The organism is bacterium SCSIO 12643, assembly GCA_024398135.1.
In the GTDB taxonomy this organism is placed as follows: Bacteria; Bacteroidota; Bacteroidia; order Flavobacteriales_G; family Salibacteraceae; genus CAJXZP01.
On sequence record CP073750.1, the window covers coordinates 195,606 to 211,974 of the forward strand.

General features: G+C 37.6%; 12 protein-coding genes. 2 read left to right on the forward strand and 10 right to left on the reverse strand.

The window, feature by feature from the left end; all coding sequences use genetic code 11:
• Positions 1–168 precede the first annotated feature (168 nt).
• Positions 169–591 carry a hypothetical protein gene (locus KFE94_00850; GenBank protein ID UTW66693.1) on the reverse strand — a complete coding sequence of 141 codons (423 nt, stop codon included), beginning with the start codon at positions 589–591 and terminating at the stop codon, positions 169–171.
• Between the two features lie 170 nt (positions 592–761).
• On the opposite strand from KFE94_00850, the gene KFE94_00855 reads away from it, so the two are divergent.
• On the forward strand, positions 762–2,096 hold the full coding sequence (locus KFE94_00855) for a DEAD/DEAH box helicase (protein ID UTW68182.1): 1,335 nt from the start codon (positions 762–764) through the stop codon (positions 2,094–2,096).
• Positions 2,097–2,344: 248 nt separating this feature from the next.
• Positions 2,345–4,741 carry a TonB-dependent receptor gene (locus KFE94_00860; GenBank protein UTW66694.1) on the forward strand — a complete coding sequence of 799 codons (2,397 nt, stop codon included), beginning with the start codon at positions 2,345–2,347 and terminating at the stop codon, positions 4,739–4,741.
• Here the strand turns inward: KFE94_00860 and KFE94_00865 are convergent.
• From KFE94_00865 to KFE94_00905, 9 genes are all read right to left on the reverse strand, one after another.
• Positions 4,738–5,481, reverse strand: a complete 744-nt coding sequence (locus KFE94_00865) for a hypothetical protein (protein UTW66695.1) — start codon at positions 5,479–5,481, stop codon at positions 4,738–4,740. The genes KFE94_00860 and KFE94_00865 overlap by 4 nt on opposite strands.
• A gap of 59 nt (positions 5,482–5,540) precedes the next feature.
• Positions 5,541–6,272, reverse strand: coding sequence for a hypothetical protein (locus KFE94_00870; protein ID UTW66696.1), 732 nt, complete (start codon positions 6,270–6,272; stop codon positions 5,541–5,543).
• A 26-nt stretch (positions 6,273–6,298) separates the two neighbouring features.
• Positions 6,299–6,808, reverse strand: coding sequence for a GNAT family N-acetyltransferase (locus KFE94_00875; GenBank protein ID UTW66697.1), 510 nt, complete (start codon positions 6,806–6,808; stop codon positions 6,299–6,301).
• A 65-nt stretch (positions 6,809–6,873) separates the two neighbouring features.
• Entirely contained in the window at positions 6,874–9,957 is a 3,084-nt protein-coding gene (gene ccsA, locus KFE94_00880; protein ID UTW66698.1) for a cytochrome c biogenesis protein CcsA, read from the reverse strand.
• Between the two features lie 69 nt (positions 9,958–10,026).
• Positions 10,027–11,487, reverse strand: a complete 1,461-nt coding sequence (gene nrfA, locus KFE94_00885) for an ammonia-forming cytochrome c nitrite reductase (protein UTW66699.1) — start codon at positions 11,485–11,487, stop codon at positions 10,027–10,029.
• 4 nt (positions 11,488–11,491) lie between these two features.
• Complete coding sequence (gene nrfH / locus KFE94_00890) at positions 11,492–12,100, reverse strand: cytochrome c nitrite reductase small subunit (protein UTW66700.1); 609 nt, start codon at positions 12,098–12,100, stop codon at positions 11,492–11,494.
• 9 nt (positions 12,101–12,109) lie between these two features.
• The gene (locus tag KFE94_00895) at positions 12,110–13,408 is read right to left on the reverse strand and encodes an alginate export family protein (protein UTW68183.1); all 1,299 of its coding nucleotides are present in this window, start codon (positions 13,406–13,408) and stop codon (positions 12,110–12,112) included.
• A 314-nt stretch (positions 13,409–13,722) separates the two neighbouring features.
• Complete coding sequence (locus KFE94_00900; protein UTW66701.1) at positions 13,723–14,778, reverse strand: endonuclease; 1,056 nt, start codon at positions 14,776–14,778, stop codon at positions 13,723–13,725.
• A 76-nt stretch (positions 14,779–14,854) separates the two neighbouring features.
• The gene (locus tag KFE94_00905; protein ID UTW66702.1) at positions 14,855–16,348 is read right to left on the reverse strand and encodes a hypothetical protein; all 1,494 of its coding nucleotides are present in this window, start codon (positions 16,346–16,348) and stop codon (positions 14,855–14,857) included.
• Positions 16,349–16,369: the final 21 nt, after the last annotated feature.

Here is a 16,369-nt window from a genome sequence, read left to right on the forward strand (position 1 = left end):
TGAATTGATGCATCTAAATTCGGTGATCTGATTGGAACTTTATATCACGGAATTCGGTGATATTATTCTAGATCAAATCATTGAATAAAATATGGTAAGCTGGTCCGTTTTTTTGAATCACAGTAATTCCAACCTACCATATTCAAATACGTCAAGTTCTATTTTTAATTATCCAATAATTCTGTATTTCTTCGCAAAAACTGCAAAGTAGTTTACGTCCAGTTTAAAATTAGAATTCACTCGAATATCTTCTCTATACACTTCCAAATTATGTCTTCCCGGTTCTAAATAAATGGTTGTTGATGCTGATGAAAAAAATGTTACCGTACTACTTTCTCCTTCAAAACTCATATCAGCTGCTACGCGCTGCCCATTCAGCTTTACATACAACCGGATTCCTGCATTAGCGGTAGGCCCAGAGTAGTTTGCACTTGCACAGGCATTAATAGTTAAAAGACTTGGCACCTTAATCTCAATATAGTCTTGCCATTTATTCTCAGAATAACCCTCAGGGGTTTTATTCATGGCAATGATTCTTACAGGTGAAATTCTTCCGTTTTCAAGTTCCGACTTTTTTAGATCTTCTTTCATGTTTTTGGTTTTAATTAATGATGGATCTAAATACGAGAGTTTCACTGTAATATAAAATCACGGAATTCGGTGATTTTTTCTTTAACCAAATAATAATTAAAAATAAAAGCCATTTAAAGGCTCCAACTCTCATCTCATCAATCTAACTACCTTTGCGCAAATTTTTGGATGTGAATTTTACGGATCTTAATATCAACAACACGATACTTCGGGCGATTGAGGAAGTCGGTTATACGACTCCTACTCCTATTCAAGAAAAAGCATTTCCGGTAATTATGTCGGGGCGCGATATGATTGGGATTGCCCAAACGGGTACCGGAAAAACCTGGGCGTATTTGTTGCCTTTGATCCGAATGTATAAATACACCAAAAGCATGCATCCCACCATGTTGGTGTTGGTACCTACCCGCGAATTGGTTTTACAAGTTGTAGAGGAAGCCGAGAAACTCTCGCAGTTTACCAACTTACGTGTAGGTGGATTTTATGGAGGAACCAACATCAATACCCAAAAAGAAAAAGCTTTTCACGGATTGGATTTAGTGGTTTCTACCCCTGGAAGATTATATGATTTGGGACGTATTGGCGCTTTACGTTTAAAACACATCAACAAACTGGTGATTGATGAGGTGGATGAAATGATGAATTTGGGCTTCCGTACCCAGCTGAATAACATTTTTGAGCTTTTACCTGAGAGACGTCAAAACATTATGTTCTCCGCTACGATGAACTCGGAAGTGGAAAAACTCATCACCGGGAAGTTTATCAGTCCGGTCAATGTGACCATCACCCCTACGGGAACTCCTGTAGAGAAAATTGAGCAACAAGCATTTCATATTCCGAATTTCAATTCTAAGGTGAATCTGCTTCAGTATTTTATTGAAAACGATCCGGACTTTACCAAGGTATTGGTGTTTGTGAAAAATAAACGTTTTGCGGACCGTTTGTTTGAGCGCATTGAAATGGAATACCCGGAATTCAGTCGTGTGATCCACTCTAACAAAATGCAAAACTACCGGATACGTTCAGTAAAAGCATTTCAGGAAGGTCGTTGTAAATTACTGATCGCTACTGATATTATTGCACGTGGAATTGATGTGGATCAGGTGACTCATGTAATCAACTTTGATTTACCGGAACATCCTGAAAACTATATTCATAGAATTGGTAGAACGGGTCGTGCGCAAGAAAGCGGTGTGGCCATCTCATTTGTGGCAGAAACAGAACTGGGACTTTTACATAACATTGAAGGGTTGATGAAGAAGACCATTCCCGTACTTCCGGTACACGAAGATGTAGAAATCCGAGAAGACCTCATCAAAGAAGAAATTCCAGATAACCATGACCGTTCATATGAAGTAGGCTCTAAGAAAAAAGAACTGGCTCCCGGTTTTCATGAGAAAAAAGCCAAAAACAAAAAAACCAATCAGGGTGGTTCTTATCGCGCTAAAATCAAAGCGAAATACAAAAAACCAAAAACGCGAGGACAAAAAAGAAAGAAAAAATAAAGTTGATCAACCTATTTCGGTTTAACTCTTTAACATCCTTCGATTCCCTTCGGCTCCGCTCAGGGACGAAGGACTCCATCTTTCCATGTACTACCAATTAATCGTAGCACCGTAAGAATCGATAAGAAAACAGCTATCTCATCATTGAAGTTTTTCGTTTAATTTGTTTGATCAATTTGATGCAAAAACAATGAATTGGTATAGTTCTTGGTTTCGGCTGCGCGAAAAACAAACTATACATTTGAACAATGAAATTTCTACCTATACTACTGCTGTTATTCCCGCTGTGTCTTTCTGCGCAAACAGATGAGATAATTACCCAAAGTATCCGTGGAACCATTCGTGATAAGGTCACACAATCCCCACTACCCGGAGCATCTATTGTACTTTTAGATGTAGAACCCAAAACCGGAACCACCACTGATGTCAATGGTGAATTCCTGATTCCCAACGTACCTATTGGTCGGGTACATGTACAGATTTCTTATATCGGCTTTAAACCTCAGGTATTACGCAACTTACTATTGACTGCCGGAAAGGAATTAATCGTTAATGTCGATTTGGAAGAACAAGCTTTTGAAATGGACGAGGTAGTCGTTACCGTCAAAACGGACAAACAAAAAGCTTTAAACGAAATGGGTACTGCCAGTGTCCGTACCTTCTCCATAGAAGAAACTGAACGTTATGCCGGGAGTTTAGGCGATCCTTCTCGGATGGCTTCGAATTTTGCGGGAGTCGCTATGGTCAATGATTCCCGAAACGATATCATTATTCGAGGGAATTCCCCGGCCGGATTGTTATGGCGCTTAGATGGAATTGAGATTCCGAACCCCAATCACTTTGGCGCCAACGGAACTACAGGTGGTCCGGTGAGTATGCTCAACAACAATCTATTGACCAATTCAGATTTCTTTACGGGTGCCTTCCCTGCCGAATATGGAAATGCAATGTCAGGAGTATTTGATTTGAGAATGAAATCGGGAAACAATCAAACACATGAGTTTTTAGGACAAGTCGGTTTTAATGGTTTTGAATTGGGTGCTGAGGGTCCCTTCTCTAAAAAACACCGAGGATCGTATATTACCAATTATCGGTACTCCACACTAGGATTACTGAATAATATCGGAGTGAATTTTGGAACCGGAACCGCAATTCCACAATATCAGGATTTGACCTTTAAACTGGACTTCCCTACCGAAAAAATGGGAAAATTCACTTTAATCGGGATGGGTGGTTTAAGTTATATCGAATTGTATGACAGCAAAACCGCGGAAGTGAAACCGGATGAAAACATTGATTATGAACTGCAAGGTGTAGACCTCAACTATGGTTCCAATATGGGCGTGATTGGCTTGTCTCATTTGTATTATTTCAGTCCGAAAACACGATTACAAACTATTGTTTCGGTTTTGGGTTCTCAAAACCTTACGCATATAGATTCGCTGCGATTCGATCAAAACGGATCGATTATCGCCAATTCAAATTACAAATTCTATTCTGCAACTTCTAATGAAGTCAAATACACTGTAGCTTCACATCTGAATCATAAAATCGATTCAAGAAATAACTTTAGAACAGGGTTTTACTTTGATGTTTTTCAAATCTCGTTTCGAGACAGTGTACTGGATTTTGAAACCCGTAATGTAGATGATCGTTATAAAGCGAATGGCGTGATTCCGGTAACCCGTGCCTATTTCCAATGGCAACATTTCCTGAATAAAAGGACCACTGTGAATGGTGGATTGTATACGCAGATTGATCATCGGAACAATGCATTTGCTTTAGAACCTCGTTTGGGAATTCGATACGAACTCAGTCCTAAACATGCTTTAAATCTGGCGTATGGTATGCATTCGCAAATGCAAAACAAGCGTTACTATTTCATGGAAGAGAAACAAAATAATGGTCGATACATTCCTTTAAATCAGGAAATGGGATTGTCTAAATCACAGCAGATTGTTTTAGGGTCTAATTATCAAATTGCGCCCAACTTTAGATTTAAAACCGAAACGTATTTCCAATATTTATATGAAATTCCGATCACCCCTTCTCTACCTGAATTTTCTATGATCAATACAGGAGACAACTACAATAGTGCTTTCCCGGATAGTTTAGTCAACAACGGTACCGGAATGAATTATGGTATTGAGTTTACCTTAGAGCGTTTCCTCAATAAAAACTTCTATTTCCTGAGTACATTATCGCTATTTGAATCCAAGTACAAAGGTTATTCTGAAACTGAACGCAATACCGCTTTTAACGGCAATTTCGTATGGAATGTGTTGGGTGGATATGAACTCCGACTGGACCAAACTAAATCTTTGGGTTTTGATGCACGGATGGTTTATGCGGGTGGCAAGCGATATGTTCCGGTAGATTTAGAGGCTTCTCAGCGTGAATATGAAACGGTATATAAATGGGATGAAGCATACGATCATAAGCATGGGAATTATTTCAGAACCGATTTAAGAATTTCGTTTAAAATGAATGGTAAGAAAATTGATCAGGAATGGGCGATGGACTTACAGAACTTTACCAATTCTAAAAACTTGTATTCTGAATCGTATAATCCGAATACTCAGAAATTACATCAAACGTATCAAACGGGATTCTTCCCGATGTTTTTGTATCGTATCCGATTCTAAAAAGTACGCTTATAAAACTGTTTGGTATCTTCCGGGAGAAGTACTTTAAAATCTAATTCCTCGATTCTATAAATCAACGGTCTGCGTTTTCCATATTCCTCAGGTGGATATACTTCAAACGTATAATCGTTGGTAAAATAAATAGACCATATGTTATATCGAATGGAATCTAATTTAGGAATCATCGCTACAGTATCATTGTATCCCAAAGCCTCTCCCCGGGTTGGAATGGTTCGTAGATCATAAATCCAAAATTCACGGCCTAACATGCCCATTTGGATCAGAATATCTTTTTTAGGATTCATTTCAAATCCACCGGAAGACAATGTAAAGAACACTTCTTTGAGCATTAAATCATAGACTCTAAAATTAGCACAATTGGTTCCACATCCCCAGCCATGTATTATTTGGTTCAGATGATTCCATTCAAAATCTCCGCCAAACCCCGGTACGATTTCGGCCATTTGGGTTAAGGTTTCCAGATTGTATAAAGTCAATCGATAAGCCCCGCCTTTATCTGCCTTATGACGAAAAAAGAAGTATTTTCCATCTGGTGAAATTTCTAAAGTTTTAACTTCTTCCCAGGCCTTAAAATGCGTCACATTCACCTCTTTTCCATTGACTTTGGCATAAATATCATAATAAGCACCATCGTGAAATTCAATGTAGATTTCATGCTTTTGCGCCATAGAAACCTGCAGTCCAATCAACCCAATGACCAATAGTAAAATATGCTTCATGTGTCTTTTAAATCTAATGACGGAAAAAGGAATGATAAAGTATTTTTTAGAAGATTTAATTACAATGTACCTGTTAACTTATAATAGATGGTCGCTAGTATTGAATACACCACAGGAATTCCCCACCACATCTTTTTCTTCACTTTAGGGTCTATATTCTTATTGGTGTATATCTCATAAAAACCAAAACTTAATACCGCCAAACTAAATGTACCACTTATGATCACCACATATTTATTGGATGCCAGATAAGTTGTCGCAAAAGCAAGTAGAGTAATAATGGTTACCAGAAAAACATTTTTTTCCATCCAGGATTTAGCCCCACCCTGAAAAGGTGTAATTGAGTGAACATCTTCCAACCTTCGTTTTATTTCATCATAATCTTCTACACCAGAGTGAATCAAAATAGTCTCCGAGTCACTTTTAACCGTAAGCACTCGTAAATCCGCGGTACCTTCTATAATTTCTATGATTTCATTGAATGGAATCGTTACGGTTGGTAAATTCATTTGTTCTCTAACAATCTGATTTTCTTCGATCGTTAACTGATAACTATAGAAAATTTCCTCTTGTCTTTTCAATTGCTTTTTAATCGTAAAAAACATAATCGCAGACGCCATCATAATTACAAACGGATATGTATACATATCCATAGAATGATCATTTGAATTTAAGTACGCAATTCCAAGTCCAGCTAATACTGCGAATATCATAAGTATTAATACAGTACGCATATACTTTTTCTTGTGTCTCTCAAATGCATTGGGCTTAATAGTGTATACTCTGTCCATATTTCAAGTATTAATTGGGTTTTAATTTATCTTCCTAACAAATCCAGTTCAAAACAAATAAATGGGTCTGTCTTACCTTGAAAAAACACCTCCCCTCGTGTTTGATATCCTCTTCTTTTGTAAAAGTTTTGAATACGCTGATTTTGGCTATATGCGTCTAATCTGATAGATGGATACCCCGACTCTTTCGCATGAGCTTCGGCAAAATCCATCAACTTCTGCGCATAACCATTTTTTTGATATTCGGGTAATACCACTAAACGATGAATCACCATTGGCATATCTTCTTTATAGGTCCACCCAATATTTACATATTGTTCGTCTTGTTGTTCGTCCAACATTATCGCACCAATAATTTGAGCTCCATCAAACAAGGCATACACTCTTCTTTTTTCAATGGATGTACGAATCAGATCCTGCGTGGGGTAATTCTCATTCCATTGCTGAATGTTCTGGGCCAGCATATCATTTCTACAAGCTATATAGATATTCCAGATTTGATCGAAGTCAGCATTTTGGGCTAATTTGATTTCCATATCATTAGACTAGTTTCCATTTAAACATGCTCCACAAATTTAGACGGATTCTTTAAATATCTATCCTATTTCTGTTTTCGTTTTATCGCGAAATAAGCCAGTAAAACAGAGACTCCAACCACGCTCACCAAAATATATACCCAAGATGGAATCGGTAACGGATCTCCTTGCGCATATGAGTGTAACCCGGATAAATAATAGTTTACTCCAAATGAAGTCATGATAATGCTAAAGAACGCTACCACGCTCGCTGCACTAAACCAGTATTTAAATGGTTTGATCACCGGGATCAAACGTAAATGCAATACAATCGCATAAGCCAAAATAGAGATTAATGCCCAAGTTTCTTTCGGATCCCACCCCCAATAACGTCCCCAACTTTCATTGGCCCATACACCTCCTAAAAACGTTCCGATGGTCAGCATATAAATCCCTATCGTCATGGCCATTTCATTCAATAGCGTGATTTCTTTTAAGGCATTCTTTACGGCATCATTTTGCTTTCTTACCAAAATCATCATCCATAAAGAAGTGAAACCTAATAATGCAGATAATGCCAATGGTGCATAACTCCCCACTATAATGGCTACGTGAATTTTTAACCAATAAGATTTCAATACCGGTACCAGATTGGTAATTTCCGGATTGAGCCAATCTAAAAACGCAACAAACAATAGTGTCCCCGTAAACAATGTAGCCAACGGTAGTATAAAATCGGTCTTTTTATGGAATAAGATTCCAAATAAGATGGTCGCCCAGGATACCAGAATCGTCATTTCATATCCATTACTCCATGGCGGATATCCACCCGCATACCAACGGATAATCATATTGGCAGTTTGGACTACAAATAAGAAAGCTGTAAAATACACCAGTCCTTTTTGAATTTTAAATAGTATCAAACGTGGTTTGAAAAGTAATGTGATGGCTATGATTAATAGAATGAGTCCTACGAGTGCATAACTGTAGAACAAATGGAAAAACAGGCGCATTTTATTGTACCATAATTCTGCTTTGATTTGATTTTGAGATGGAATAATGTCTTCTGCGTAATGCTCCTGGTACTTTTTGATGTAACCAATGTATTCGTGTACTTTGGATAAATCTCCCGTCATTCTCGCAGAATCACTCGCATTAAAAACCATTGGTAGGATATTCCGAATAAAAACAGAATCCTCCTGTCCTACACCCAATAAAACAGATTTATCTGTAAACCATCCGTGATTCAAATCATCAGGTTTCGGGAACATCTTCATGTATGAATCAGTTAAGGCCTGATACAAGATATTGAAACGCTCATCTACCTTAATCACTTCTTCCATATGGGCTGAGCGCTGATCGGGCTTGGTATTATACGCTTCATCCACCATATCCTGAAGTTTGTATTGCCCTTCCGCATTAAAGAAGTCTTTAAGCGCCAAAAACTCCGAAGTACTTCCCAATTTCTCTTGAATCAAACGCCCCTTCTCCTGATCAATCTTAATCACTGGTGCAAAGGTCCAAAATTGAGGTTTCGCATGAATGGCCAAAAACAACTGATTGACGTCCAGTTTGGTTTTCACCGAATCATACTGCAAATTGAATGTCGTTTTTCCGGTTAGTTTACGGGTTAGTTCGGATGCCAATGTATTGACCGGCTTGATTCGACCGTCCATGTCTTGCAATAACAATCCACCAAAAGCTTGTCCCACTTCTTTTGGAAATACTCCGGATACCTTTTCAAACTCACCAGAGTTTTGTCCAACTACAGTCAGCGAAAACAATAACAAAATCAATGTGGTCATTCGTTGCTTTTTCACTTTAGCCAATGAACGACTTAAAAACTGGAAACGACTGTCTTTGGCAAACAAACTCCAGATCATCCCTAGTGTCAATAAAAAATATCCCAAATAGGTCACTTGTGTTCCCCACCAGTCATGATTTACGCTCAATACCGTTCCTTTTTCATCCGTATCATATGATGCCTGAAAAAAACGGAATCCTCCGTGATCCAATACATTATTCATGTAAATGGTATATGGAAATTTCTCTGATCCATCGATTACATCTAAATAACTGGAGTATGAGGACGGACTGGTACTTCCAGGATAACGGATCAATTCAAAATCTTTTAAGTACAATGAGAATCCCAGAGGAATAATTTCAGGTCCAATAGCCACACTCACCTGCTTTCCGTTGAGTTTGAATTCACTTGATTTCGATGTTTCTGTAGGTCGGTAATCCAACGCAATTTCTTTATGTTCTCCTTCACTGCTTACATTTAAAATAACTTTATCAGAAAGGGTTCTTTGTAATTTCTTATCCTCTGAAGAAGTATAACCAATTTTGGAATCCGGGTGTGCGCTCTTTACCACAAAACTCATAGCTCCAGCTCTGTATAATGAGGCAAATTTCAAAGGGACTAAAGTATCTGCAGCAAAACTGCCAGAAGTTTGTGTCGCCATTTCTAAAACTTCGGCAGGTACATTAGATTGAATAAACATTTGGTCTCCTTCCAATCGTAATTGTACATCTACCGGATCATTGGCATTAAAGCCAATCATTCCATAAGGTGAATCTATGACCTGCCCCCTTTTCATCACATATGTTGCTCGCTGCCCCTGATCGGCCATCACCACGGTCAATAAATAATCAGCTCCGGCTACAATGTCTTTTTCTGCAAATGGAATATAATCTACGCTTGATACTGTAACATCGTTTAGTGTATATTCAAATTTTGGAGGGGTTAATACGGTTGGTTCTAATCCTTTCACTAACTCTTCTTCATCTACTTTTAGTGTCAGATAGCTTTTATTGCTCCGCATAGTTTCGGTCGCATGTCCCTCCCGGATACTCACCACTCCTTCAAATCCGGTATATCGACTTACGAATGCACCAATGAGCACCACCACAAATCCCAAATGAAAAAATAGCAAAGACCATTTCTCTCTTCGATACAATCTGTATTTCTGAATGTTTAGAAGAAAATTTACCGCCAATAACCCCATGATCAATTCAAACCACCAGGCATCATATACAACTGCTCTCACCGCAGGCGTTCCGTAATCATTTTCTAAAAATGTGCCGTATCCACAAGCAGTTCCAAATATCAATAATATGATCAGGGATATTTTATTGGAACTCAGAAAACCCATCAACTGCTTCATCATGACGCAAAAGTAAAAATGGTGCCCTGGGGCACCATTTTATTATTATTTAAATTTAAATTCTGAAAAAAACTACTCTGCAGATTCTTTCATCCATGTAGGAAGTACATCCTTTTTGAATTGTTCTTTTTCCGCTTCTAATTTTTCCATATCCAATCCAATGTATTCTTGAGCTAATGCTTTTGTCTCAATATTTGGATAAGGTACTGGTTCGTTTAATCCTAAGCTACTTAATAAACGTGCTAATTTCAAACGTGCTTCTTGAGCGATTCTGGTTCCGGAAGTCATAATTCTACTTACTTCTAATGGTGCGTGGAAAGAAGCTCCGTGAGAAGCCACCGCATAATCCCAACGCCATTGTGCGTGACGAATATCCATTAAAATCGGTTTCATTTGTTCTTCAGTGGCACCTAATTCCCAGGCTTTACCTGCTTCAACGTGTGCACGTACCAGCAATTTTTCTAACTCAATCGCTTGCTCTTTGTTCTTAGCTTGTCTTTCATAAACATCGCCTACTAAAGCTTTAGTTTCCTGACGGTGACATACCTGACAAGAATTTGCCGGATTAGCCAATGGAGACTGAATATGGTGATCTGTGAATTTCTGTCCACCTTCAGTTTTATATGGCATATGACAATCAGAACAAGAAACACCACGTTTAGCATGCACACTCTGAGTAAACATTTCGTAACCCGGGTGTTGTGCTTTTAACATAGGAGCTTTACTAATGGTATGCGTCCAATCTGCAAACTCGATATTGTCATAATAAGCTTCCATTTCTTCAACGCCCATACCTTTTTTCCAAGGGAATGTTAAATATGGTACGCCTTCTTTACCAGGAATTTTCTTATCAAAATAATACTCTACGTGACACTGTGCACATACTAATGAACGCATCTCCTGGTGAGAAGCTTCAGAGATATCTTTTCCCATAGCTTCGAATCCTTCAACTAATGCAGGACGAGAAATACGTAAACTCATGTTTTTAGAATCGTGACAATCCGCGCATCCAATAGGATTGGTTACTTCAGGACCTTTGTCTGCCCATTTTCCTTTGTAAAACTCCTCAATACCCAATTCGTTCATCAAACGTGGCACATCCGGACTTTTACAAGTCCAACAAGTACTTGGCATTGGACCAGTTCCAGGACCTGTTGGCCCTCCTGTTCTCAATGTATTATGGATATCGGTAATTGCATATCCGTGACCAATTGGTGCATTATAGTCTTTCGCAAAACCATAACCTGCCCATAGTACAACTAATCTTGGAGACTCTTCTAGCATATCCTTATACCCGTCTTTGCTATTATAGCTTTTGAACGTAGTATCCAGGGTTTGCATGAATGACTGATACTCTCTTGGGAAATATTCCCCCCAAACGGCATTATCAGATTCATTTTCATCAATCTCAATCTTAGGCATGTATGCAAAACGTGCCTCTGCTTTCCGGTTGGTAATATTACTAGCTAATAATCCTAATAAAAATACAACTACAATAGTCACCACCAGGAGTGTCCAATTTCTAGCTTTCATAATTCTACTTTTTAGTGTTGTTTTGGTCGATTTGTTCTTTCATCCACTGTGGTACAATGGACTCTTTATTCTCTTCTTCTGATAATGGTTCTACTTGATAACCCACAGATGACAAGCTTTTTACACGTCCGTGAGGAACTTCACGATGACATTCCCAACATTGTCTATCTGTTCTACTCGCATCATGTCCTTCTATCCAGGCGGATGCCTTAGCATCTGTAACCTGGTCGCTGTGACAACGGATACAATTGGCCTTTACTACTTCCTGTCCTGCTTCATGCATGACGATAACTTCCGGTTCTGCATGTAACGTAAAAATAGTAGCGTGATATAACCCGTCTTTTGCTTTAAAGGCATACTTTCTGAACACATTATCATGGGGAACATGACAATCATTACAATTCGTCACTTTTCCGTGTGAGCTATGATCCCAGGTAATGTATTCAGGTGTCATTACGTGACAGTTAATACAAGTTTTCGGATCATCAGATAAATAAGAAATGGCTTTAGATTCCTGTAAGATAAACAAACCTAAACCGATGACGGAACCCGAAAGTATGATCACCCAGGTTTGCCATTTCTTTGGCGGTTTTAAATTAGAAATAAAGCGCATGTCTAAAATTTATTTTTTAATACTCAAAAGATCTGTTGCGAAGTTGATTTGTAACCACATCCAGTTATTCGTTCCGGTTTTTGCTAAACCGTTTACCGGATCGGCCATATTCTTAATTTGCTTCATTGAATCTGTAGCAAACATTTGAGAATAACCTACGTTGGCAGATACTCCTTTTGTTAATACTACTTTGTAAACTAAATCAATCTCAGTACCTAATCCAGAATCTACTGTTCTGGTTCCAGCAGGATCTGTTAAATCCAATAACTCCACCGGAGACATAAAATAGTGTACAAAAGTTAATAATGAGTGTTTATTGGTCTTACCTAGTTTAAAGTTCGCTTTACCATAAATATCAATTAACCCGGTATTTCTTCCATTTTGGCCATGTGCATTACCTACATAGAAGTAATCCATAAATCCATAAAACTTGTGATTTGTACCATATAGAGGATTCCATGAGTTGTTATTCTTCGCATCTGCATCATGTGCAGTTCCTGAAGCATAATCCACACCAATCGTAATTGGAGTCAGATCAGTTTTGTAAGTAAAGTTCAATGCTACAAAATATGCGCTAATATCCTGATCAGCAACATTCTTACCCATTTGGTAATACATCTCTGCACCGATTTTCCACTTATCACCTTTATATGTAGGAATTAAACCAATAGTTTGGCTACTTACCACAGAAGAATCAGCGATTTTTTCTCTTCCGTCATTGTTGAATAACAAGGAAGCAGATAACTTATCCCAGTCTTTATGCGCCCAAACATACCCCATCATTTTATAATTATTTAGCTGGTATTGACTGAACGACAAGTACTTTGGTTCATTTTGGAACTGGTTAAACGCGAATCCACCATGAACTTTTAATTTTTTAGTAGCATCTTGATACTTGATCACAAATGCATCATGGCTACGTCCTTGTGCAGCCCAATCTAAATTACCAAAGAAACGTGCATTATCATAGTCAATCGCCTGACGTCCTACTTTAAATGCCCAGTTTTTATTCATATAATACTCCCCATATGCTTCATATGCATTGAACATAGAAGGATCCGCCTTATAAATCTGACTTGTGCTACCCCACATACGCACGTCTTGCAGATTTAAATGAATATGAAATTTAGAATTTTTATAATCGAACCAGATTCTAGAACGTTGCTCTACGAATCCAGCCGCTTTTAAAGTATCTGAGAATGGTTTTTTGAAACCGTGACGGTATTCGAATCTCGGTCTGATTTGAGCTCCGATTGTAACTACTCCTGTATCTTTAGGATTTGAATCTCCGGCAGAATCTGCCGCCATGACAGGTTGAAATACAATTGCTTGTACTAAAGCAATTCCGACCCATTTAAGTGTATTTTTCGTAAACATAATACAATTTTTTGTGTAAATATGACTACTCAAAATTACACTACCATGACAATTATTTCAATCAAATATAATGCAATTTCTGTGACTTTAATCACATATTAAATTGTATTAAAGTTTCCTTTTTGTAAAGAAAACCTTACTTATTACTGAATTACAATGCTTTAGAAATTATTATTGTTTTTTACACAAAACGCGTAAAACGGAGAGTTAACGAATATAATCGTCCTTTTGTCAGAATTTCAATTTTAGATTTTAAGGATTTTTTGATATTGAATTTGCCCGTCAGATTTTATCAGTTTTAGCACGTATAAACCCTGTGATAAAATGGATAAATCATTACTTCCCTGAACGAATTCTATTTTTATTTCATGTCCGTATTGATCTAAAAGAATTGCATGATCAAACTGGCTTACAATATTCACAACTCCGCTGGTGGGATTCGGATAAACTAAACCTTGTTCGTTTCCTAATTCTAAAATAGATGTCACATTCGGATTCCAACTATTCCCAATTTGATTTCCCCATAGGTATTCGGCTAGCTCGGGATAATCGATAAAGGGATTTCGATTCTTTTGAAATTTGGTATATATAATCTCATTTCGATTTCTTTCCCAATCGGATACAGGATCATTTCTGTGCCACTCTAATAAAGTTGTCAATGAAGCTTGTAACGGATTTTTGTCACTTTTACTCAATAAGGTATTTGTAAGTTCTAAATCCGGCTCGTTGCCATTTCCTTCATAGCGAACAGCCATATAAAAAATCATTCTGGCCACATCTCCCTTCACCGCATCAGGTGGTTCAAAGGTCCATAAATTAGCATCTCTCTTTGACCCTGTTTGATACCCATCATCTACCACATCTATACAAGATACACAATCATCAAAATTTCGATTATTTCTGGTAGAATTTACACTAATATCACATGGTCTTAAATGATGTACATCAGTCCCTGCTCCTGTGCTGGTTCCAAAATCACCTCGTGACTTTGCCCAAACATGTTCTCTATTCCATCCTTGTCCTCCGTTATACTCCTGTGCCGCATCCACACTTCTTCCAGAATAAATAAGAATGACATTGTTAGGGTTTACGGTATCCTGATCTGTCTGCTTAAGAATATCCCATACATCGGTGGATGATGATGTATACGAATAGGCTTGATGATTACGAATAATCAGATGTAACTCTTGCTTTAAAGTCGCATCACTACTATTAAAAGCAGTTTGATAATAATCCGAAATCTGCCCAAACACATTGGTATAGATCAATATGTTAACTGCCAACAACCCTAACCTTAGCATATACTTATTCAATGAACTGCGAATCTAAGGATTCTATACGAACAAATGCTTACACTATATTTTCTTATGATTAAGTTTACTCTATCTCTTCCGCTGGAACAACTTCCAAATTTCGGATTAAGTAAGTTTCCGTTTCTGCATACTCCTGTATGATCTCAAACGTATTGAGACGAAGTTCTTCTAATTGGTCCTTGAAGATATAATAGTATTGATCTCCCGCATCAAAGCCATCTCTATCTACACGATTTAACCAATTTAGTTGATGTGTCTCTCTATAGAAATTGGTAGCTGGTTCAAATAACCAATGAATACCCAAACTTACATCTGTCTCATTTGGGAAATTATCCTGATGGTATTTCTCCAATGTTTCTACCATGTTTTTAGTATACATGTCATACCCCCACTCCGATGAAGCGTGCCAATCAAACTTAAAAACAAAACTTATAATTGAAGCCAATGCTAAACCGTACATTACTGGCGCCATCCACTTTTTATTTCCTAAAGCCGATACATATTGCGCTAAAAAACCAAAATGAACGAGATACAATGGAATTAGAAATGATGAAAATCTGGCCACCGGATAATCCGCTCCAAGAATCACATGTGACAAGATAATAATGGATGAAATACATATTAGAAGTAAATTCGATACAATTAAGCCCTTATAACTCTCAAAAAACTGCACCTCTTTTTGAATCAATTTAAATATGATCCAAACAAATGTTAAAAGCACAATGAGAACCAATACTATTTTAGCTACAACAAATGCGGTATCTGATAGTCCTAATCCATGTGTTAAGTTAATCGAAACATGTGTCAACGTATTTTCAAAGAAACCCTCCTTTCCTCCAAAATCTAGTTTACTAAATGTGAGTACACGTCTTACCGGTTCAAACAAAATGGCTGTGGCAATCAACAATGGAATAATATGCACTTTGTTTATTTGAAACAGCTCAAACTTGCCTGCTTTAACATAAAACTGCTCCATAAAGATCACTACATTATATACTGCTAAAAAAGACACATAAATGGTGAGCATGGTAAAACTGCTTAAACTCGCTAAAATTGCAGCTGAATGAAACCAGATCAGGTACTTGCGATTTGGTTCCCGCAGATATTCGATCAAATAGTACATTCCCATAATCATAAAACCGAAAGACAATCCGTAACCTCTGGCCACACTAAATAAATCAATCATTGCCAGATTTGAAATCAATAGTGCAAATACAGGTATTGTAATAATTGGATCTTCACTTCGGTAAAGCAAATAGGAATAACGCATGTAAATCAACAAGGCTAACAAATTGGGTAAGCGCAATGCAATCTCCGAACTCCCAAATATCATTTCTGAATACTTCATAGATAGACTATTCAAAATGTGATTATTGGTATACCAATTTTTAAATGAGATGATATCCATAAAACTATCATGAATAAAAGCCAAGTAGGTGTAGCTCTCATCATGGGTAAATGAGGTCATTGAGGCCTTTATAAACATGGCTATAAATAGGATAGCTCCAAGAATTATCACAATATATTTCGCGATATTGGTGTGTTTTATTTCGGACATATAATTCTTGATCTTTTAAAT

Bases quoted from the DNA above. Each gene is read 5' to 3' on its own strand.
- KFE94_00850 (UTW66693.1), bottom strand. From the start codon at position 591: ATGAAAGAAGATCTAAAAAAGTCGGAACTTGAAAACGGAAGAATTTCA.
- KFE94_00860 (UTW66694.1), top strand. From the start codon at position 2,345: ATGAAATTTCTACCTATACTACTGCTGTTATTCCCGCTGTGTCTTTCT.
- KFE94_00865 (UTW66695.1), bottom strand. From the start codon at position 5,481: ATGAAGCATATTTTACTATTGGTCATTGGGTTGATTGGACTGCAGGTT.
- KFE94_00870 (UTW66696.1), bottom strand. From the start codon at position 6,272: ATGGACAGAGTATACACTATTAAGCCCAATGCATTTGAGAGACACAAG.
- KFE94_00875 (UTW66697.1), bottom strand. From the start codon at position 6,808: ATGGAAATCAAATTAGCCCAAAATGCTGACTTCGATCAAATCTGGAAT.
- ccsA (UTW66698.1), bottom strand. From the start codon at position 9,957: ATGATGAAGCAGTTGATGGGTTTTCTGAGTTCCAATAAAATATCCCTG.
- nrfA (UTW66699.1), bottom strand. From the start codon at position 11,487: ATGAAAGCTAGAAATTGGACACTCCTGGTGGTGACTATTGTAGTTGTA.
- nrfH (UTW66700.1), bottom strand. From the start codon at position 12,100: ATGCGCTTTATTTCTAATTTAAAACCGCCAAAGAAATGGCAAACCTGG.
- KFE94_00895 (UTW68183.1), bottom strand. From the start codon at position 13,408: ATGGCGGCAGATTCTGCCGGAGATTCAAATCCTAAAGATACAGGAGTA.
- KFE94_00900 (UTW66701.1), bottom strand. From the start codon at position 14,778: ATGCTAAGGTTAGGGTTGTTGGCAGTTAACATATTGATCTATACCAAT.
- KFE94_00905 (UTW66702.1), bottom strand. From the start codon at position 16,348: ATGTCCGAAATAAAACACACCAATATCGCGAAATATATTGTGATAATT.